Source organism: Streptomyces albiflavescens (assembly GCF_014645835.1).
In the GTDB taxonomy this organism is placed as follows: Bacteria; Actinomycetota; Actinomycetes; order Streptomycetales; family Streptomycetaceae; genus Streptomyces; species Streptomyces albiflavescens.
In genome coordinates this window covers 210,907-230,811 of the sequence record NZ_BMMM01000007.1, presented here as the reverse complement: position 1 = coordinate 230,811, position 19,905 = coordinate 210,907, and the positions used below count along the sequence as shown (strand labels likewise).

The window sequence follows — 19,905 nt, the reverse complement described above, 5'->3', positions numbered from 1 at the left end:
GCGGGGTCGTCGGGGTCGCCAGGCCGGCGCGCGCGGTCCGTTCACAGGCGTCTGCCGCCGTTCACGCCCCGAGTTCCCCCGCATTGAAGCGTGTTGACCAAGCCCCGACAACACCTGATGCTCAACATGCTTCACCGCAGAGTCCGGACGCCACGGCCTCGGCTGCGACAGCCCTCGCGTACAAGCGCCTGAACAGCACCATGCGGGCCCAGCAGAAGGGCGACCGGGGAAGACGAGACGCGTTGCGCGGCCTTGGGCGCCCCGTCTGCTGCCGGGCGGACTCGCCCCGCTCCGCCCGGTGGTCGCAGTGGTGACCAGGCCCCAGCAACTCCTGTATCGCCCGTACCGAAGGCGCCGACTTGTGGAGGAAGCCGCGGGCCGAACTGGCCGCGACGAGTTCCTGGAAGTCCTCCAGGGACTGCGACGAGATGAGGATCACGGCGGGCACGGACCGACCGCCGTCGTTTCTCGATCCGTCCGTGTCCGCCATGTCTCCCGCAGCCCTTTGACCGTCCGTCCGACCCGCCGCCCCTCGCCCGGGGCGGCCGTCCCTTGCGTCCGCACTGCGCGGTCCGTGCGTCTGCACTGGCGGTCCGTGCTGGCGGACGGTGCGTCTGCACTGGCGGTCCGTGCGTCCGCACTGGTTCGAGCATCCCGCCGGAAGGTCCCCGTGTCGTCACGGCCGGCACCCCTTTCGGCTTCCGGCCAGCCGTAACCTCGGGGGTCCGGCAGGCTGTTGGGGCGCACCGGACGGGTCGGGCAAGGGGAGCCGGGACCACGGACGCATCGCGGCAGCCCGGGCGGGGACGGCTTGTCCTCGCCGCCGACGACGTCCTCTCAGGGAGGGTCTGGCGAGCCTGTGCGAGCGCGTCGGCTACGGGGTGATCGGGCAGGCCGGCGACGCCGCGCGGCTCCTGGAGCTGGTCGCCGACGAGCGCCCCGATCCGGCGATCATCGACATAAGGATGCCGCCGTCCCACTCGACCGAGGGGCTCAAGGCGGCCCGCGATCCGAGCAGCGTCCCACCACCGGCATCCTGGTCCTGTCCGCCTACGTGGAGGTCGAGGGCGCCCTGGAGCTGCTGTCCGGCGGCCGCAAGGTCGGATACCTCCTCAAGAGCCGGATCACCGTCGTGGACGAGTTCATCGAGACACTCGACCGGATCCACCAGGGCGGCTCGGTCGTGGACCCCTCCCTGGTGCAGGAGCTGGTCTCCGCCCGGCGCCGTGCCGATCCGCTGTCCTTCCTGGGCTCCCGAGAGCACGAGGTCCTCGCCCTCATGGCCGGAGCCGGTCCAACGCGGGAATCGGCCGCCGCCTGTGTTCACCGAGGGCACCGTCGAGAAGCACGTTCGCAGCATCCTGGGGAAACTCCGCCTCCAGGAGGAGCCCGACGACCACCGTCGTGTCCTCGCCTCCCTGACCTACCCGGAGTCGACCTACCCGGAGTCGCGCTGAGGCAGGGCCCCGGGCCTTGTCCACAGGGTCGCCGCGCTGTCAGCCCTCGCCAGTAGGGTGTGAGACATGGCCGATCCCTCCAGCTACCGCCCCAAGCCGGGACAGATCCCGGACTCTCCCGGGGTGTACAAATTCCGCGACGAGCACCGCCGGGTGATCTACGTCGGAAAGGCGAAGAGCCTGCGCCAGCGCCTGGCGAGCTACTTCCAGGACCTGGCGAACCTGCACCCCCGCACCCGCACCATGGTCACGACGGCCGCGTCGGTGGAGTGGACGGTCGTGTCCACGGAGGTCGAGGCGCTTCAGCTGGAGTACTCCTGGATCAAGGAGTTCGACCCCCGGTTCAACGTCAAGTACCGCGACGACAAGAGCTATCCGTACCTCGCGGTGACGATGAACGAGGAGTTCCCGCGCGTGCAGGTGATGCGCGGCCACAAGCGCAAGGGCGTGCGCTACTTCGGTCCGTACGGGCACGCGTGGGCGATCCGCGACACCGTGGACCTGCTGCTGCGCGTCTTCCCGGTCCGCACCTGCTCCGCCGGCGTCTTCAAGAACGCGGCCCGCACCGGCCGCCCCTGCCTCCTCGGCTACATCGGCAAGTGCTCCGCACCCTGCGTCGAGCGCGTCTCCGCCGAGGAACACCACGACCTGGCCGAGGAGTTCTGCGACTTCATGGCCGGGCGTACGGGGACGTACATCCGCCGACTCGAAAAGCAGATGACGGACGCGGCCGAGGAGATGGAGTACGAGCGCGCGGCCCGCCTGCGCGACGACATCGAGGCCCTGAAGAAGGCCATGGAGAAGAACGCGGTCGTGCTCGCCGACGCGACCGACGCCGACCTGATGGCCGTCGCCGAGGACGAACTGGAAGCGGCCGTGCAGATCTTCCACGTACGCGGCGGTCGTGTGCGCGGCCAGCGCGGCTGGGTCACGGACAAGGTGGAGGCCGTCACCACAGGTGACCTCGTCGAGCACGCGCTCCAGCAGCTCTACGGGGAGGAGACGGGCGACTCCGTCCCCAAGGAAGTGCTCGTCCCGGCGCTGCCCGACCTGGTGGAGCCCGTCCAGGAGTGGCTCACCGAGCGCCGCGGGTCGAACGTGTCGCTGCGCATCCCGCAGCGCGGCGACAAGAGGGCGCTCATGGAGACCGTGCAGCGCAACGCTCTCCAGTCGCTCGCGCTGCACAAGACCAAGCGTGCCTCCGACCTGACCACGCGCTCGCGTGCCCTGGAGGAGATCGCCGAGGCACTCGACCTGGACAGCGCACCTCTGCGGATCGAGTGCTACGACATCTCGCACCTCCAGGGCGACGATGTCGTGGCGTCGATGGTCGTCTTCGAGGACGGGCTCCAGCGCAAGAGCGAGTACCGGCGTTTCCAGATCAAGGGCTTCGAGGGCCAGGACGACGTCCGCTCCATGCATGAGGTGATCACCCGGCGCTTCAGACGCTACCTCGCCGAGAAGGAGAAGACGGGGGAGTGGGCCGACGGCGAGAGCGGGCTCACCGAGGAGGACGGCCGCCCCAAGCGCTTCGCCTACCCCCCGCAGCTCGTCGTGGTCGACGGCGGTCAGCCCCAGGTCGCGGCAGCCAAGAAGGCCCTCGACGAGCTCGGCATCGACGACATCGCCGTATGCGGCCTCGCCAAGCGCCTGGAGGAGGTGTGGCTGCCGGACGAGGACGACCCGGTGGTCCTGCCGCGCACCAGCGAGGGCCTGTATCTGCTTCAGCGGGTCCGTGACGAGGCCCACCGTTTCGCGATCACCTACCAGCGCACCAAGCGGGCCAAGCGCTTCAGGTCGAGCCCGCTGGACGAGGTGCCGGGCCTGGGCGAGACGCGCAAGCAGGCGTTGATCAAGCACTTCGGCTCGGTGAAAAAGCTGCGATCCGCGACAATCGACCAGATCTGTGAGGTTCCCGGCATAGGCCGCAAGACGGCCGAGACGATCGCCGTGGCCCTCGCCCAGGCGGCCCCGGCCGCACCCGCCGTGAACACGGCGACTGGAGAGATCATGGGAGACGAGGAAGACGGGGAGCCCGAAACGACGGCGGGCTCCTCAGAGGAGCCCGTGACCGCGGGCGCCTCGGACGAGCGACGGGGGCAGGAGAGATGACCGAGAACGACGCGCGCCAAGAGGAACGCCCGACACAGGGCCAGGAAGTACAGGACGCACACGAAGCGCACAAGGAAACAGGCGAAGATCACCTGGAGCACGAAGCACCCCAGGAAGACGGAGCACAGGTGGGTACGGGTAACGAATCGGCCGGGGTTCCCGAGGCGGCCATCCCCGAGCTGGTGATCATCTCCGGTATGTCCGGAGCGGGTCGGTCGACGGCCGCCAAGTGTCTGGAGGACCTCGGCTGGTTCGTCGTCGACAACCTGCCGCCCGCGCTGATCCCCACCATGGTGGAGCTCGGCGCCCGCTCCCAGGGCAACGTGGCCAGGATCGCGGTCGTCGTCGATGTCCGCGGCCGTCGCTTCTTCGACAACCTCCGCGAGTCCCTGGCCGACCTGGAGTCGAAGCACGTCACGCGGCGGATCGTCTTCCTGGAGTCCTCCGACGAGGCCCTGGTGCGCCGCTTCGAGTCCGTGCGCCGCCCGCACCCCCTCCAGGGCGACGGCCGCATCGTCGACGGCATCGACGCCGAGCGCGAGCTGCTGCGCGAGCTGCGCGGCGACGCCGACCTGGTGATCGACACCTCCAGCCTGAATGTGCACGAGCTGCGCGCCAAGATGGACGCCCAGTTCGCCGGCGAGGAGGAGCCCGAGCTGCGGGCCACGGTCATGTCCTTCGGCTTCAAGTACGGCCTGCCGGTCGACGCCGACCTGGTCGTGGACATGCGTTTCCTGCCCAACCCGCACTGGGTCCCCGAGCTGCGCCCCTTCACCGGCCTGAACGAGGAGGTCGCGGCGTACGTCTTCAACCAGCCCGGCGCCAAGGAGTTCCTCGACCGCTACGCCGAGTTGCTCCAGCTCATCGCGGCGGGGTACCGGCGTGAGGGCAAGCGCTATGTGACCATCGCCGTCGGCTGCACCGGCGGCAAGCACCGCTCGGTCGCCACCTCCGAGAAGCTCGCCGCCCGTCTCGTCTCCCAGGGCGTGGAGACCGTGGTCGTGCACCGGGACATGGGGCGCGAGTGACCGGACGTGCTGCTCCGCGGCTGAGCAGGCTGCGCCGCGTCACCCCCGAAGGGCGCGGTGGCAAGCCCGCCGAGGCGCGCGGTGCGAAGCCGCGCCGCCGGGGCACCCAGCCCAAGGTCGTCGCCCTCGGCGGCGGCATGGGTCTGTCCGCCTCGCTCGCCGCGCTGCGCCGGATCACCGGCGACCTCACCGCCGTCGTCACCGTGGCCGACGACGGCGGCTCCAGCGGGCGCTTGCGCGACGAGCTGGGCGTGCTGCCGCCCGGCGACCTGCGCAAGGCCCTGGCCGCGCTGTGCGGCGATGACGACTGGGGCCAGACCTGGGCCCGTGTCATCCAGCACCGCTTCCAGTCCCAGGGCGCCCTGCATGAGCACGCGGTCGGCAATCTGCTGATCGTCGCCCTGTGGGAGCAGCTCGGCGACCATGTCCAGGCCCTGGACCTGGTCGGCAAGCTCCTGGGCGCGCACGGCCGCGTGCTGCCCATGTCGGCCGTACCTCTGGAGCTCCAGGCCCTGGTCAAGGGACACGACCCGGAGCGGCCGGACGACGTGGAGACGGTACGAGGGCAGGCGACGGTGGCGCTCACGCCCGGTGAGGTGCAGTCCGTGCACGTCGTGCCGCACCACCCGCCGGCCGTCCCCGAGGCCGTGGCGGCCGTGCTCGACGCGGACTGGGTGGTCCTCGGCCCCGGCTCCTGGTTCTCCTCGGTGATCCCGCACCTGCTCGTGCCCGAGTTGCTCGACGCCCTCATCCAGACGAAGGCGCGCCGGGTACTCTCGCTGAACCTCGCTCCGCAGCCCGGAGAAACCGAAGGCTTCTCCCCGCAGCGTCATTTGGAGGTTTTGGGACGACACGCCCCTAAACTCGCCCTGGACGTGGTGCTGGCCGACGAGGCCGCCGTGCCCGACCGCGACTCACTCACCGACGCCGCCAAGCGGTTCGGCGCCGCGGTCGAGCTGGCGCCGGTGGCCAGGACCGATGGATCTCCGCGGCACGACCCGGAGCTGTTGGCCGCCGCGTACGACCGTATTTTTCGGATGCATGGAAGGATCGGCCCATGGCGATGACGGCAGCGGTGAAGGACGAGATCTCCCGGCTCCCCGTCACCCGGACCTGCTGCAGAAAGGCGGAGGTCTCCGCCATTCTGCGGTTCGCGGGCGGCCTTCACCTGGTGAGCGGCAGGATCGTGATCGAGGCGGAGCTGGACACCGCGATGGCGGCGCGCCGCCTGAAGCGGGACATCCTGGAGATCTTCGGCCACAGCTCCGAGCTGATCGTGATGGCGCCCGGCGGTCTGCGCCGCGGCTCCCGCTATGTCGTGCGCGTCGTCGCGGGCGGCGACCAGCTGGCCCGCCAGACCGGGCTCGTCGACGGCCGGGGCCGCCCGATCCGCGGTCTGCCCCCGCAGGTGGTCTCGGGGGCCACCTGCGACGCCGAGGCGGCCTGGCGCGGGGCGTTCCTGGCGCACGGCTCGCTGACCGAGCCTGGCCGTTCCTCCTCCCTCGAGGTGACCTGCCCGGGCCCTGAGGCCGCGCTCGCGCTGGTCGGCGCCGCCCGCCGCCTGTCGATCGCGGCGAAGGCCCGCGAAGTGCGCACCGTGGACCGTGTCGTCGTACGCGATGGAGACGCGATCGGGGCTCTGCTCACCCGTCTCGGCGCGCATGAGTCCGTGCTGGCCTGGGAGGAGCGGCGGATGCGCCGCGAGGTCCGCGCCACGGCGAACCGGCTGGCCAACTTCGACGACGCCAACCTGCGGCGCTCGGCCCGCGCCGCCGTCGCCGCCGGGGCCCGGGTGCAGCGCGCCCTGGAGATCCTCGCCGACGAGGTGCCGGAGCACCTGGCGGCCGCCGGACGGCTGCGCATGGAACACAAGCAGGCCTCCCTGGAGGAGCTGGGCGCGCTCGCCGACCCGCCGCTGACCAAGGACGCCGTGGCAGGCCGTATCCGTCGGCTGCTCGCCATGGCCGACAAGCGGGCGCAGGACCTCGGCATCCCCGGTACGGAGTCGAACCTCACCGAGGAGATGGCGGACAACCTCGCAGGCTGATCCCCCGATTGACCACAAGAAGTCAACACGCCGGTGCCGACGCCCACTTGGACCGTCGGCACCGGCGTTTGCGAGTCCGTGAGGCACCCTTGACTCGATCATGAAGTGTCATGAGCCTGGCATCTGTTCGCTGCTGTGGCGGACCAGTGCAAGGGGGGCTCATGAGACGAAGAGCGAGAGCGATCCTCGCTACGGGCGCGCTCCTGCTGGGCGGTGCGGGCATGGCGCCCATCGCCCAGGCGCAGAGCGGCAGTTCACCCAAGCCCGACGCGAACGCCGTGAAGGTGTTCCGCGCCGAGGTCACGAAGCAGCAGATACCCCTGCTGCTCGCGGCCGGACAGGACGGCCACGAACTCGGCGACACGACCTGGAAGAACGGCAAGAGCACCGTCGAGGTCTACGTCACCGACCAGCAGGCCGAGAAGCTGGAGAAGCAGGGCGTCGAGCTCACCGAGCACACGCTCTCCGCCAAGGCCGAGGACCGCGTCGAGGACGCGGCCCAGGGCGTGTTCCGTCCCTACAGCGGAAAGGGCAATCTCCAGGAGGAGATCGTCAAGACGGGCGAGGCCCACCCCGGCCTCACCAAGGTCGTCTCCATCGGCAAGACCGTCAACGGCCAGGACATCCTGGCGCTCAAGCTGACCAAGGGCGCGAAGAGGACCAAGGACGGCGCCAAGCCGTCGGTGCTGTACATGTCCAACCAGCACGCGCGCGAGTGGATCACGCCCGAGATGACGCGGCGTCTGATGCACTATTACTTGGACAACTACTCGACGAACAAGCGCATCAAGAAGATCGTCGACTCCACCGAGCTGTGGTTCGTCCTGTCGGCCAATCCGGACGGCTACGACTACACGTTCAAGGGCACGGACGAGCGCCAGTGGCGCAAGAACCTGCGGGACGTGAACGGCGACGGTGCCATCTCCACCGGCGACGGCGTCGACCTCAACCGCAACTTCGCCTACAAGTGGGGCTACGACGACGAGGGTTCGTCCCCCAACCCCACCAGTGAGACCTACCGCGGCACGAGCCCCGCCTCCGAGCCCGAGACCAAGGCCCTCGACGCCTTCGAGAAGCGCATCGGCTTCACGTACGGCATCAACTACCACTCGGCCGCCGAGCTGCTCCTGTACGGAGTGGGCTGGCAGGTGGCGACGCCGACACCCGACGACGTGCTCTACAAGTCGCTCGCCGGGACGCCCGAGAACTCGGCGATCCCGGGCTACCACCCGCAGGTCTCCTCGGAGCTCTACACCACCAACGGCGAGGCGGACGGTCACGCCGGCAACGTCAACGGCTTGGCGATGTTCACCCCCGAGATGTCGACCTGCCAGACCGCGTCGAACCTCGACCCGGGCGACGCCTGGAACGCGGCCGACTGCGCCTCGGTCTTCACCTTCCCGGACGACGAGAAGCTGATTGAGCAGGAGTTCGAGAAGAACATCCCGTTCGCGCTCTCCGTGGCCGAGACCGCGGCCCACCCCGACCGGCCGTCCTCCTCGGTCGGCATCGACGCCCCCGACTTCACCCCGGCCGCCTTCTCGACGTCGTACTCCCGCGGCGCCGACCAGGAGGTCTCCGTCGTCGCACGCAAGTCCGTACGTGACAAGGAGCTCAAGTACCGCGTCAACGGCGGCCGTACACAGGACATGGCGCTCGGGGCCTGGAAGGGCGGGGAGACCTACGGCGGCAAGGACAACCTCTACTTCGACGAGTACCGCGCCAAGGTCCAGGACGGCGACCCGGGCGACAAGGTCGAGGTCTGGTTCACCGGCGAGACGAAGAGCGGGAAGCCCACCTCCAGCACGCACTTCACGTACACCGTGGCCGAACGGCCGCGTGCCGACACGCTCGTGGTCGCCGAAGAGGGCGCGACCGCCACACAGGCGCAGGCCTACGTCGACGCGTTGAAGGCCAACGGCAAGAAGCCCCTCGTCTGGGACGTCGCGACCCTGGGCGCGCCGGACGCGCTCGGCGTGCTCGACCACTTCAGGACGGTCGTCCACTACACGGGCGCCGTACGGCCGGGCAATGCCACGCAGCTCCAGCTGCGCGCCTTCCTCAACGAGGGCGGCAAGCTGATCGAGGCGGGCGAGCTGGCCGGCGGCAGCGTCGACCTCGGCGGCGGCACCTTCTCGAACGACTTCAGCCAGTACTACCTGGGCGCTTACTCCCGTACGTCGACTCCGGGGGCCACCGGCTACACCGGCTCCGGGAAGCTCGCCGGCGTCACGGGGACGCTCGGCGACGCGCCCGGCAACCCGCTGAACGCGGCGGGCACCTACGGCGTCACCTCGGACTCGCTGCCCGCCGCGCAGTACCCGCAGTTCGGGTCGAGCGCGGGAGCGGGGCAGTTCGCCGGGACCGTCAACCCGTACGGGCCCTACGAGGGTTCTTCCATGGCGGCCGCGGTCCACACCGACGACGCCTACAAGCGCCTCACCCGGACCATCGATCTCACCGGTGTCAGTGCGGCCGACAAGCCGACGCTGCGCTCGCAGCTCCTGTGGGACACCGAGCCCGGCTACGACCACGCGATCGTCGAGGTCCACACGACCGGGGCGGACGACTGGACGACACTCCCCGAGGCGGGCGGAGCCACCAGCTCCACCGTCCCCACGGAGTGCGAGGCCTTGTTCCTCGCCAGGGAACACCCCTGGATCAAGCACTACCTGACCGTGAACTCGGCGGGCTGCACCAGCACCGGCACCAGCGGTGCGTGGAACAGCTTCACCGGCGCCTCCAGTGGCTGGCAGCAGGTCAACTTCGACCTGAGCGCGTACGCCGGCAAGTCGATCGAGGTCTCGTTCAGCTACATCAGTGACCCGAGCGCGGGCGGCCACGGCCTCCTTGTCGACAACGCCTCCCTCGTCGTCGGCGGCACCGCCACCGGGACCGAGGGCTTCGAGTCCTCGCTCGGTCCCTGGAGCGTCCCCGGACCGCCCGCGGGCAGCCCGGCCGTCCTCAAGGACTGGGCGCGCTACGGCGAGCTGTTCAAGACATACGGAGGAGTCACCACGGACGACACCGTGCTGTGGGGCTTCGGCCTGGAACACGTCACCGCGGCGGCCGACCGCGCGGCCCTCATCAAGAAGGCGCTCACGGCCCTGAGTCGTTGACCCTGAGTGACGAGCTCGTCAACACGGAGGTGTTCCGTACCCCTACCGGTGGGTACGGAACACCGTGCCGTGTATGGGGCATCTCGATGTCACCACAGACGCCTCAGGGAGGTAGGGTCGTAGGCGGTCGGGGACATCCCATACAACTCGCCGGCGTCTGAGTCGGCGCACCTAACGAGGAGATCGGTTCGTGACGATCCGCGTAGGCATCAACGGCTTTGGCCGCATCGGTCGTAACTACTTCCGCGCGCTGCTGGAGCAGGGTGCTGACATCGAGATCGTGGCTGTCAACGACCTGGGTGACACCGCGACCACCGCTCACCTGCTGAAGTACGACACCATCCTGGGCCGTCTCAAGGCCGAGGTGTCGCACACCGCCGACACGATCACCGTCGACGGCCACACCATCAAGGTTCTGTCCGAGCGCAACCCCGCCGACATCCCGTGGGGCGAGCTGGGCGTCGACATCGTCATCGAGTCGACCGGCATCTTCACGAAGAAGGCCGACGCCGAGAAGCACATCGCCGGCGGCGCCAAGAAGGTCCTGATCTCGGCTCCGGCCAAGGACGAAGACATCACCATCGTGATGGGCGTCAACCAGGACAAGTACGACGCGGCGAACCACCACGTCATCTCCAACGCCTCCTGCACCACCAACTGTGTGGCGCCGATGGCCAAGGTGCTCGACGAGAACTTCGGCATCGTCAAGGGCCTGATGACGACGGTCCACGCGTACACGAACGACCAGCGCATCCTGGACTTCCCGCACTCGGACCTGCGTCGCGCCCGCGCCGCCGCCGAGAACATCATCCCGACCACGACCGGTGCCGCCAAGGCCACCGCCCTGGTCCTCCCGCAGCTCAAGGGCAAGCTGGACGGCATCGCCATGCGCGTCCCGGTCCCGACCGGCTCGGCCACCGACCTGGTCGTGACCCTGCAGCGCGAGGTCACCAAGGACGAGGTCAACGCCGCGTTCAAGAAGGCCTCCGACGACGGCGACCTCAAGGGTTACCTGTCGTACACCGAGGACCCGATCGTCTCCTCGGACATCGTCGGCGACCCGGCCTCCTGCACCTTCGACTCCTCCCTGACCATGGTCCAGGAGGGCAACTCGGTGAAGATTCTCGGCTGGTACGACAACGAGTGGGGCTACTCCAACCGCCTCGTCGACCTCACGGTCTTCGTCGGCAACCAGCTCTAAGTCCCAGAGCAGGCACCTCGATGTGAGCACAGGGCTCGGGCAGCGCAAGGCCGCGCTGTCCGGGCCCTGTGCCACGTACTGATCGATCAGCCCTCTCGGATCACAAGAGCATTCCTAGGAGCCCACTCATGAAGACGATCGACGAACTTCTCGCCGAAGGCGTGGACGGCAAGCGGGTCTTCGTCCGCGCCGACCTGAACGTGCCGCTGGCCGACGGCCTCATCACGGACGACGGCCGCATCCGCGCCGTTCTGCCCACCATCAAGGCCCTCGCGGAGGCGGGCGCCAAGGTGGTCGTCGCCTCGCACCTGGGCCGCCCCAAGGGCGCGCCGGACCCGGCCTTCTCCCTGCTGCAGCCCGCCGAGCGCCTCGGTGAACTCCTCGGCGCGCCCGTCGCGTTCGCCCAGGACACCGTCGGCCCCGCCGCGCACGGCGCCGTGAACGGTCTGGAGCCCGGCCAGGTCGCGGTCATCGAGAACCTGCGCTTCAACGCCGGTGAGACGTCCAAGGACGACACCGAGCGCGGCGAGTTCGCCGACCAGCTCGCTGCCCTGGCCGATGTCTACGTAGGCGACGGTTTCGGCGCCGTGCACCGCAAGCACGCCTCCGTGTACGACCTCCCGGCGCGCCTGCCGCACTACGCCGGCTACCTCATCGCCACCGAGGTCGGCGTCCTGAAGAAGCTCACCGAGGACGTCCAGCGCCCCTACGTGGTCGCGCTCGGCGGCGCCAAGGTCTCCGACAAGCTCGCCGTGATCGACCAGCTGCTCGGCAAGGCCGACCGGCTGCTCATCGGCGGTGGCATGGCGTACACCTTCCTCAAGGCCCAGGGCCATGAGGTCGGCATCTCCCTCCTCCAGGAGGACCAGATCCCGGCCGTCAAGGAGTACATGGAGCGCGCGGAGAAGAACGGCGTCGAGCTGGTCCTCCCCGTCGACGTCCTCGTCTCCACGGAGTTCCCGGACCTGAAGACGAAGGCCCCGGCCAACCCCACGACCGTCGCCGCGGACGCCATCCCGGCCGACCAGGAGGGTCTCGACATCGGTCCTGAGACCCGCAAGCTGTACGCCTCGAAGCTCGCCGACGCGGCCACCGTCTTCTGGAACGGCCCCATGGGCGTCTTCGAGCACCCCGACTACGCCGAGGGCACCAAGGCGGTCGCCCAGGCCCTTCTCGACTCCCCGGCCTTCACGGTCGTCGGCGGTGGCGACTCCGCCGCGGCCGTTCGCATCCTGGGCTTCGACGAGAAGGCATTCGGCCACATCTCGACCGGCGGCGGCGCCTCCCTCGAATACCTCGAGGGCAAGACGCTCCCCGGCCTCGCCGCACTGGAGGACTGACCCCAATGAGCACGCGCACGCCGCTGATGGCGGGCAACTGGAAGATGAACCTCAACCACCTCGAGGCCATCGCGCACGTCCAGAAGCTCGCCTTCGCCCTGGCCGACAAGGACTACGAGGCCTGCGAGGTCGCCGTCCTGCCGCCCTTCACCGACCTGCGCTCCGTGCAGACCCTGGTCGACGGCGACAAGCTCAAGATCAAGTACGGCGCCCAGGACCTCTCGGCGCACGACTCCGGCGCCTACACCGGAGAGATCTCCGGTGCGATGCTGGCCAAGCTGAAGTGCACGTACGTCGCGATCGGGCACTCCGAGCGCCGGCAGTACCACCACGAGACCGACGAGCTGGTGAATGCCAAGGTCAAGGCCGCCTACAAGCACGGTCTGACCCCGATCCTGTGCGTCGGCGAGGAGCTGGACGTCCGCGAGGCGGGCAACCACGTCACGCACACGCTCGCGCAGGTCGAGGGCGGTCTCAAGGGCCTCCCGGCCGAGCAGGCCGAGTCGATCGTGATCGCGTACGAGCCCGTCTGGGCCATCGGCACCGGCAAGGTCTGCGGCGCCGATGACGCCCAGGAGGTCTGCGCGGCGATCCGCGGCAAGCTCGCCGAGCTGTACTCGCAGGAGCTGGCCGACCAGGTCCGCATCCAGTACGGCGGCTCGGTGAAGTCCGGGAACGTCGCCGAGATCATGGCGAAGCCCGACATCGACGGCGCCCTGGTCGGCGGTGCCTCGCTGGACGCCGACGAGTTCGTCAAGATCGTCCGGTTCCGCGACCAGTGAGCCGAGCAGTGAGTATGCGCTAGCGACGATCCGTCGTACCCTTGCGGGGGCCAGGTGGTGTACCACCCGGCCCCCGTCGTCCATCCAGTTCCGAGGAAGTTGGTCCAGCCGTGGTTTTGGGGTTCTCGATCGCCCTGATCGTCTTCAGCCTGCTGCTGATGCTGCTGGTGCTGATGCACAAGGGGAAGGGCGGCGGCCTCTCCGACATGTTCGGTGGCGGCATGCAGTCGTCCGTCGGTGGCTCCTCGGTCGCCGAGCGTAACCTCGACCGCATCACCCTGGTGATCGGTCTGCTCTGGTTCGCGTGCATTGTCGTGCTCGGCATCCTGATGAAGGTCAACAACTGATCACCGGCTGACATCGGTACGGCAGCACAACTGCACATTAAGCAAGCACATTCCGCACGTAAGGCCCCATGTCCGGTGCACGCCCTCGGGCGCGGCCTATCATGGGGCTTGCGTCTAGAGGCGGGGGTGTAACTCCAATCACTGGACGCGCGTTGGGCCTTACGTAGACTGAGGCGCTCGCAGCGAAGCGTCACGCCGACTCGCTTCGCGGCACCATCACGCAGGGAGTTACGACCGTGGCAAGTGGCAACGCGATCCGAGGAAGCCGGGTCGGGGCGGGGCCGATGGGCGAGGCCGAGCGCGGCGAGTCCGCACCCCGGCTGCGCATCTCCTTCTGGTGCTCCAACGGGCACGAGACGCAGCCCAGCTTCGCCAGCGACGCGCAGGTTCCCGACACCTGGGACTGCCCGCGCTGCGGCTTCCCCGCCGGACAGGACCGGGACAACCCGCCGGACCCGCCGCGCACCGAGCCGTACAAGACGCACCTCGCGTATGTACGGGAGCGACGCAGCGACGCGGACGGCGAGGCGATCCTCGCCGAGGCGCTCGCCAAACTGCGGGGCGAGATCTAGAAGTTGAGAACCGGCCGGGCACCTGTGGGTGCCTGGCCGGAGCCGTTTCGTACGGTTCTCGCGGCGCGCGGCCGTCCGTGACCGGATCCGCCGGGGCCGATTGTCAGTGGTGCCCTCTACGGTTCTTGAAGTGGCGGAACCGTAGGGGGCGTTGTGACGACGGCAGACGTGGCGGGCGTGCGGGCACCCGCGTGGCGCGGGGGATTCGGGCGGTTGTGGACCGCGGCCGTGGTGTCGCGGTTCGGGGACGCCCTGCGCGCTGCCGCTGCTCGCCGTGCGGCTCACCGACGATCCGCTCGTCATCGCCTCCGTGACGGCCTGCGGCTATCCGTGACGCGCTGGCTGCACACGGGGAACGCGGGATACGCGGCCGCGATGACGGCGTACTCCGCGGGCAGCTTCTGTGGCGGCTTCGTCGCCCAGCGTGTCGCCCACCGGATCGGGCGGGCCCGCAGCCTGCTCCTGGCGGGGTGCGTCCAGACGGCGTCCCTGGTGCTCATGGGCACCGTCCGCCATCTGGGCGCTCTCCTTGTGGGCATGATGCTGCTCGGCGTGATGAACATGGTGTGGAACGTCAACCAGGTCACGCTGATGCAGCAGCGCAGCCCGGAATCCATGGTGGGCCGCGTCAGCTCCGCGTTCCGCACGGCCTCGACCTCGGGGGCCCCGCTCGGCGCCCTGCTCGGCGGCACGGTGGCGGCGGCGTACGGGCTGAACGGTCCGGCACTGTGCGCGGCCGCGCTCTTCGTCCTTGCCGTCAGCTCGCTGATACCTGCGCTCAAGCCGGACGTATCTGTTGTTGAGCCGGACGACGGCGCGACGACAGCTCACGTCAAGCCCTGATCAATTAGGTTGGGACCGGCAGCGGGGCAAGGTACGCAGCACACGCAGGAAAGAGGCGGAAGTCCGAGATGAACGCAGAAAGCCGTACCAGGCTCAACCAGACGCCCGAGTGGACCGCTCTGGCCAAGCACCGCGAGGAGTTCGGGGACACCCGTCTGCGGGACCTGTTCGCGACCGATCCCGGGCGCGGCTCCGGCTACACACTCCAGGTCGGCGATCTGCACGTCGACTACTCCAAGCACCTGGTCACCGACGAGACGCTGCGGCTGCTGCGCGACCTCGCCGCGGCGACCGACGTCTTCGGGCTGCGGGACGCCATGTTCCGCGGCGAGAAGATCAATGTCACCGAGGACCGGGCGGTGCTGCACACCGCGCTGCGCGCCCCGCGCGACGCGGTGATCGAGGTCGACGGCGAGAACGTCGTCCCGGCGGTGCACGCCGTGCTCGACAAGATGGCCGACTTCGCCCAGCGCGTCCGCTCGGGTGAGTGGACCGGGCACACCGGCAAGCGCATCAAGAACGTTGTCAATGTCGGCATCGGCGGCTCCGACCTCGGTCCGGCCATGGCGTACGAGGTGCTGCGCTCCTTCACCGACCGCGATCTGACGGTCCGCTTCGTGTCGAACGTGGACGGCGCCGACCTGCACGAGGCGGTGCGCGACCTGGACGCGGCCGAGACGCTGTTCATCATCGCGTCGAAGACGTTCACCACCATCGAGACGATCACCAACGCGACCTCCGCGCGCAACTGGCTGCTGACCGAGCTGAAGGCCGGTCAGGAGGCCGTCGCCAAGCACTTCGTGGCGCTGTCGACCAACGCCGAGAAGGTGTCGGACTTCGGCATCGACACGGCCAACATGTTCGAGTTCTGGGACTGGGTCGGCGGGCGGTACTCGTACGACTCGGCGATCGGTCTGTCGCTGATGATCGCCATCGGTCCGGACCGCTTCCGGGAGATGCTCGACGGGTTCCATCTCGTCGACGAGCACTTCCGCACCGCGCCCGCCGAATCCAATGTGCCCTTGCTGCTGGGCCTGTTGGGCGTCTGGTACGGCAATTTCTTCGACGCCCAGTCGCACGCCGTGCTGCCGTACTCGCACTACCTGTCCAAGTTCACCGCGTACTTGCAGCAGCTGGACATGGAGTCCAACGGCAAGTCGGTGGACCGCGACGGGCGTGAGGTGGAGTGGCAGACGGGCCCTGTGGTGTGGGGCACGCCGGGCACCAATGGGCAGCACGCCTACTACCAACTCATCCACCAGGGCACGAAGCTGATCCCCGCCGACTTCATCGGCTTCGCCGAGCCCGTCGCCGATCTGCTGCCGGGTCTGGTCGCCCAGCACGACCTGTTGATGGCGAACTTCTTCGCGCAGACGCAGGCGCTGGCCTTCGGCAAGGCGCCGGAGGAGGTGCGCGCCGAGGGGGTGGCCGAGGAGCTGGTCCCGCACAAGACGTTCAAGGGCAACCACCCGACGACGACGATCCTCGCGCGTGAGCTGACCCCGTCGGTCCTGGGCCAGTTGGTCGCCCTCTACGAGCACAAGGTGTTCGTCCAGGGCGCGATCTGGAACATCGACTCCTTCGACCAGTGGGGCGTCGAGCTCGGCAAGGTCCTCGCCAAGCGCGTCGAGCCGGCCCTGACCGAGGGCGCGGAGGTGCCCGGGCTGGACGAGTCCACCAAGGCGCTGGTCGCCAAGTACCGTGAGCTGCGCGGCCGGTAGGCCAACCGGGGTGTGGGAAGCGGGCGGCGGGAGTCCGTCCGCTTCCCGTAGACTCCCCGTCGGTCACGCAGCGGCGACTCGGGGGAGTGGAAGTTGGCCGGTATGCGCGGAAACTGGATGAGTGACAGGCTGACGCTGCGCTCGATCCTGCAGCCGAAACAGGTGGCGCAGGCGTTGTACCACCCGGCGTGGATCCCGGAATCGGTCGATCCGTCCGTGGATCGGCTCAAGAAGGCGCGCATCATCGCCGGAGCGGTCGCGGCCTTCGGCGTGTACACCTTCGTGCAGCGCAAGTTCGACTTCGAGGAAGTGCTGGAGAACATGCTGACGGCGTGCGCCGTCGTGCTGCTCATCACTCCACTGACGGTCGCCGTGATGCTCTTCGTGTGGCGGCGCACCGGGACCGTCCGCCAGCTGCGGGTGCCCCTCGTCAATTCGCTCAAGCTGCTGCTGTTCTTCATCGGCTCGGCCGTCGGGACGGTGTCCCTTTTGCTGTGGTCGACCTCGCTCCCGGCCGCCGGGATTGTGGTGCTCGGTATGATCGCGCTCTGGCTGTTGGGCATGGTGGCCTACGGAGCGGTGCAGGTGTCCGGGAACTTCTTCGGTACGGCCGCCGTCCACCGGTGCCTGCCGCCGCTGCTCGCCACGGTGACGACATGGCTCATGGCGCTGCCGGATCTGCTCACGGGCGACCTGCACGGGCTCAGCTTCACGTTGGGCATCGTCTTCATCCTGGGTGCGCCGGTGACGGTCACGGCCATAGCAGCCCTGGAGATGAACCGGCTCCGCCGCCGGTACGGGATCCGGCTGGGCGCCCATCCCGCGACACTGCCGGCGCCGCGCCCGGCGCAACCGCCGGCGTACCCGCCGCCCAACGGGTTCGTGCCGCCGCAGGGGAATCCGTATCCGCCCGGGAACCCGTACGCCCCGTACCCGCCACAGGGACATCCGTACGCCCCGAACCCGCCGGGCAACCCCTATGGGCCGGGGACGCCGCAGAACCCGCCCCCGTACCCCTACGGCCAAGGACCGTACGGGTCCTGACCGGGCTCAGGCCACCGCGCTCAGGGTGTCCGCCAGTCGCCGTCGGGCCGCTCGCGCCGCGGGCAGGGCGGCGAGTCCGGCGGCGCCCAGCACGGCGGCCGAGCCGAACAGCAGAAGCAGCGCGGGGGACGGCCCCTGGGCGATGCCGGCGCCGATGCCGCTCGATCTGCCCTGGGCGTCGATCAGCCAGTGCGCGAGGGGCACCCCCAGCGCCGTCCCGACGACGACCGCTGCCGAGGCCGTGCACCCTGTCGCCGTCACGGTGACCGCGGTGATCTGCCGCGGAGTCAGCCCGATCGCCTTCAGCGCCAGCAGATCCCGCTCGCCCTCGCGCACGGTGCCGCCGATCGCGGTGAGCAGTTCGATGAGCCCGATCAGGGCCAGCACGGCGATCAGCCCGACGACGACGCCGCGCAGTGGCGAGAGCCCGTCGGCGGGGTTGGTCACGGTGTGCACGTCGAAGCGTCCGTGCGCGGCCGTGGCCAGCTCGGTGGCCACCTTGTGCGGGTCGGCGCCGGGACGCAGCTGGAGCTGGTAGAGGGTCGGCCGGAGGTCGGGGTCGTTCTCGCGGAGGGTGTCGAGCGAGGTCGAGATGACCCGGCCGCCGTTCTCCGGCACGATGCTGCGGCCCACGATGTGCAGGATCTGCGGCTGAGCGCCCACCGTTATCCGCACCCAGTCGCCGACCCGCGCGTCCAGCAGATCGAGCAGTCCCTGACCGGCCACCGCCTCGTCGCGTCCGCGCGCGGGGCGGCCCTCGGCCAGCGAGAAGGGGTAGGGATCCTGGCGGGTGCCGAGGCCGCGCAGAGCGATCGTGCCCGTCTGGCCGGGGACGAGCGCGGCCACCTCGACGCCCGGGTGGACGGCGGTGACCTGCGGGTTCTGGGCCAGCAGGGCCCGTACGCCGGGATCGCTCAGGGTCTCGTCGGCCCGCACTGTGAGCGCCGACGTCAGACCGATCTGCTCGGGCCTGCTGTGGAAGCGGTCGATGGTGGTCCACGCGCTCATGGCCACCACGATGAGCAGCAGCGGCAGGGCGAGGCGGGCGACCGTGGCCAGCGAGCGCGGCCGTCGCGTGAACGCCTTGTGCCAGCCCAGGACCAGCGCGGACGGCAGCCGCAGCCCGAGTGCCCCGCGCGCCAGGCCCGACAGCCTCCCGCCGATCGGCGCGGCGGCCCGCAGCGCCGGCACCGGCGGCACCCGTCCGGCGCGCCACGCGGCGAGTCCGGTCGTCGCGGCGATGAACAGCATCGCGCCCACGGGTATCGCGACGAGGGCCGCGGTGTGCCCCGGCAGCCCTTGCCATACGCCGACCGCGTCGCCGAGACGTCCCGGAATCCGGCTGCCCAGCGTCTCGCAGAGCGCGGCGGCGAGCACAGCGCCCAGCAGCGCGAACGCCACGTGCTGGAGCAGGAAGATGCGCACCACCTGGCCGGGGGTGAAACCGATCGCCTTCAGCACCGAGATGTCCCGCAGATGGCCGCGGATACGGGTGCCGATGGCGCCGTGCACGGCGAGCGCGGCGGCGAGCAGCGCGCCGAGGCCGAACAGACCCAGCACCTGCCCCAGCAGCCGGTTGTCGCCCTGTGCCTCGGCCCGTGCCTGCTGCCATTTGGAGACCTCGGTGACCGTTCCGGCGCCGAGGAGGGTGACGGCCCGCTGGACGGCATAGTCGGTGTCGTCGGGATCGGTCAGCCGCAGCCCGATCACCTGGCCGGCGCGCCCGGCGGTGTGCTGCACGGTGGACGGGAGCGCCCATACGAGGCCCGAGCGCTCGCCGGGGCTGTAGCGCGGCTCGGCGCTGTCGGCGACGCCCAGGACGGTCAGGGTCCGTGCGGTGCCGGGCACGGTGAGGGTGTCGCCCGGCTCGGCCCACAGCGCGCGGGCGAGGCTGCTCTCCAGGACCACGCCGTTCGGCGACGCGGGGTCGAGCCAGCGGCCGGAGGTCAGCAGTGGGCGACCCATCGAGGGGGGTTCGACGGCGCCGCGCAGTTCCACGGAGGCGCGGGTGCCGCGCGATTCGACGGTGGCGGCGGTGGTGGGGTACGGGCCCGCCACGGACTCGACTCCGTCCAGATCGGCGAGCCTCGGCGCATCGGCCGACGGGCCGGTGTGGATCCATGCATGCGCACCGTGCGACTGGGTGAAGTCGCGTTGCCAGGGGTTGGTCGCGTACCCGAAGAGCGCCGTGGCCAGCAGCAGCGAGGCGACGATCCCGGCGGTGGCCAGCACGATGAACAGCGCCTCACCGCGATGCGTCCGCAGATCGGCGTGCGCCCAGCGCAGAGTGGC

At 69.7% G+C, this 19,905-nt stretch carries 16 protein-coding genes; 14 read left to right on the top strand and 2 right to left on the bottom strand.

The features are described 5' to 3' along the window. Positions 1 to 874 precede the first annotated feature (874 nt). The gene (locus IEY95_RS49140; protein ID WP_229703183.1) at positions 875 to 1,327 is read right to left on the bottom strand and encodes a hypothetical protein; all 453 of its coding nucleotides are present in this window, start codon (positions 1,325 to 1,327) and stop codon (positions 875 to 877) included. Here IEY95_RS49140 and IEY95_RS49135 point away from each other — a divergent pair. From IEY95_RS49135 to IEY95_RS20775, 14 genes are all read left to right on the top strand, one after another. Then, positions 1,320 to 1,457 (top strand): hypothetical protein, encoded by a 138-nt coding sequence (locus tag IEY95_RS49135; protein ID WP_229703181.1) that lies wholly within the window; start codon positions 1,320 to 1,322, stop codon positions 1,455 to 1,457. The genes IEY95_RS49140 and IEY95_RS49135 overlap by 8 nt on opposite strands. Positions 1,458 to 1,523: 66 nt before the next feature. Continuing rightward, entirely contained in the window at positions 1,524 to 3,569 is a 2,046-nt protein-coding gene (uvrC, locus tag IEY95_RS20835; protein ID WP_189187581.1) for an excinuclease ABC subunit UvrC, read from the top strand. Then, a complete protein-coding gene (gene rapZ / locus IEY95_RS20830) occupies positions 3,566 to 4,597 on the top strand; it encodes an RNase adapter RapZ (protein ID WP_189187580.1) in 1,032 nt (343 codons plus the stop codon). Before uvrC ends, rapZ begins: the two co-directional genes overlap by 4 nt. Continuing rightward, positions 4,594 to 5,664, top strand: a complete 1,071-nt coding sequence (locus IEY95_RS20825) for a gluconeogenesis factor YvcK family protein (RefSeq protein ID WP_189187579.1) — start codon at positions 4,594 to 4,596, stop codon at positions 5,662 to 5,664. Before rapZ ends, IEY95_RS20825 begins: the two co-directional genes overlap by 4 nt. Then, positions 5,655 to 6,644 carry a DNA-binding protein WhiA gene (gene whiA / locus IEY95_RS20820; RefSeq protein WP_189187578.1) on the top strand — a complete coding sequence of 330 codons (990 nt, stop codon included), beginning with the start codon at positions 5,655 to 5,657 and terminating at the stop codon, positions 6,642 to 6,644. Before IEY95_RS20825 ends, whiA begins: the two co-directional genes overlap by 10 nt. 161 nt (positions 6,645 to 6,805) lie before the next feature. After that, the gene (locus IEY95_RS20815) at positions 6,806 to 9,763 is read left to right on the top strand and encodes a M14 family metallopeptidase (protein WP_189187577.1); all 2,958 of its coding nucleotides are present in this window, start codon (positions 6,806 to 6,808) and stop codon (positions 9,761 to 9,763) included. Between the two features lie 190 nt (positions 9,764 to 9,953). Then, entirely contained in the window at positions 9,954 to 10,964 is a 1,011-nt protein-coding gene (gene gap, locus IEY95_RS20810) for a type I glyceraldehyde-3-phosphate dehydrogenase (RefSeq protein ID WP_189187576.1), read from the top strand. Between the two features lie 128 nt (positions 10,965 to 11,092). Beyond that, complete coding sequence (locus IEY95_RS20805) at positions 11,093 to 12,304, top strand: phosphoglycerate kinase (protein WP_189187575.1); 1,212 nt, start codon at positions 11,093 to 11,095, stop codon at positions 12,302 to 12,304. A 5-nt stretch (positions 12,305 to 12,309) separates the two neighbouring features. Beyond that, on the top strand, positions 12,310 to 13,086 hold the full coding sequence (tpiA, locus tag IEY95_RS20800; RefSeq protein WP_189187574.1) for a triose-phosphate isomerase: 777 nt from the start codon (positions 12,310 to 12,312) through the stop codon (positions 13,084 to 13,086). A 116-nt stretch (positions 13,087 to 13,202) separates the two neighbouring features. Next, complete coding sequence (gene secG, locus IEY95_RS20795) at positions 13,203 to 13,433, top strand: preprotein translocase subunit SecG (RefSeq protein WP_028805949.1); 231 nt, start codon at positions 13,203 to 13,205, stop codon at positions 13,431 to 13,433. A gap of 236 nt (positions 13,434 to 13,669) precedes the next feature. After that, a complete protein-coding gene (locus tag IEY95_RS20790) occupies positions 13,670 to 14,005 on the top strand; it encodes an RNA polymerase-binding protein RbpA (protein ID WP_003957010.1) in 336 nt (111 codons plus the stop codon). 153 nt (positions 14,006 to 14,158) lie between these two features. After that, the gene (locus IEY95_RS20785; protein ID WP_189187573.1) at positions 14,159 to 14,848 is read left to right on the top strand and encodes an MFS transporter; all 690 of its coding nucleotides are present in this window, start codon (positions 14,159 to 14,161) and stop codon (positions 14,846 to 14,848) included. A 68-nt stretch (positions 14,849 to 14,916) separates the two neighbouring features. Beyond that, positions 14,917 to 16,569 carry a glucose-6-phosphate isomerase gene (gene pgi / locus IEY95_RS20780; protein WP_189187572.1) on the top strand — a complete coding sequence of 551 codons (1,653 nt, stop codon included), beginning with the start codon at positions 14,917 to 14,919 and terminating at the stop codon, positions 16,567 to 16,569. Positions 16,570 to 16,686: 117 nt separating this feature from the next. Then, positions 16,687 to 17,613 (top strand): hypothetical protein, encoded by a 927-nt coding sequence (locus tag IEY95_RS20775; protein ID WP_189187571.1) that lies wholly within the window; start codon positions 16,687 to 16,689, stop codon positions 17,611 to 17,613. 6 nt (positions 17,614 to 17,619) lie between these two features. Here IEY95_RS20775 and IEY95_RS20770 read toward each other — a convergent pair. Continuing rightward, positions 17,620 to 19,905: ABC transporter permease (locus IEY95_RS20770; protein WP_189187570.1), on the bottom strand; the 2,286-nt coding region annotated here is incomplete at its 5' end.

Coding starts and splice junctions, on each gene's coding strand:
- uvrC (WP_189187581.1), top strand. CDS start 1,524: ATGGCCGATCCCTCCAGCTACCGCCCCAAGCCGGGACAGATCCCGGAC.
- rapZ (WP_189187580.1), top strand. CDS start 3,566: ATGACCGAGAACGACGCGCGCCAAGAGGAACGCCCGACACAGGGCCAG.
- whiA (WP_189187578.1), top strand. CDS start 5,655: ATGGCGATGACGGCAGCGGTGAAGGACGAGATCTCCCGGCTCCCCGTC.
- IEY95_RS20815 (WP_189187577.1), top strand. CDS start 6,806: ATGAGACGAAGAGCGAGAGCGATCCTCGCTACGGGCGCGCTCCTGCTG.
- IEY95_RS20805 (WP_189187575.1), top strand. CDS start 11,093: ATGAAGACGATCGACGAACTTCTCGCCGAAGGCGTGGACGGCAAGCGG.
- tpiA (WP_189187574.1), top strand. CDS start 12,310: ATGAGCACGCGCACGCCGCTGATGGCGGGCAACTGGAAGATGAACCTC.
- pgi (WP_189187572.1), top strand. CDS start 14,917: ATGAACGCAGAAAGCCGTACCAGGCTCAACCAGACGCCCGAGTGGACC.
- IEY95_RS20775 (WP_189187571.1), top strand. CDS start 16,687: ATGAGTGACAGGCTGACGCTGCGCTCGATCCTGCAGCCGAAACAGGTG.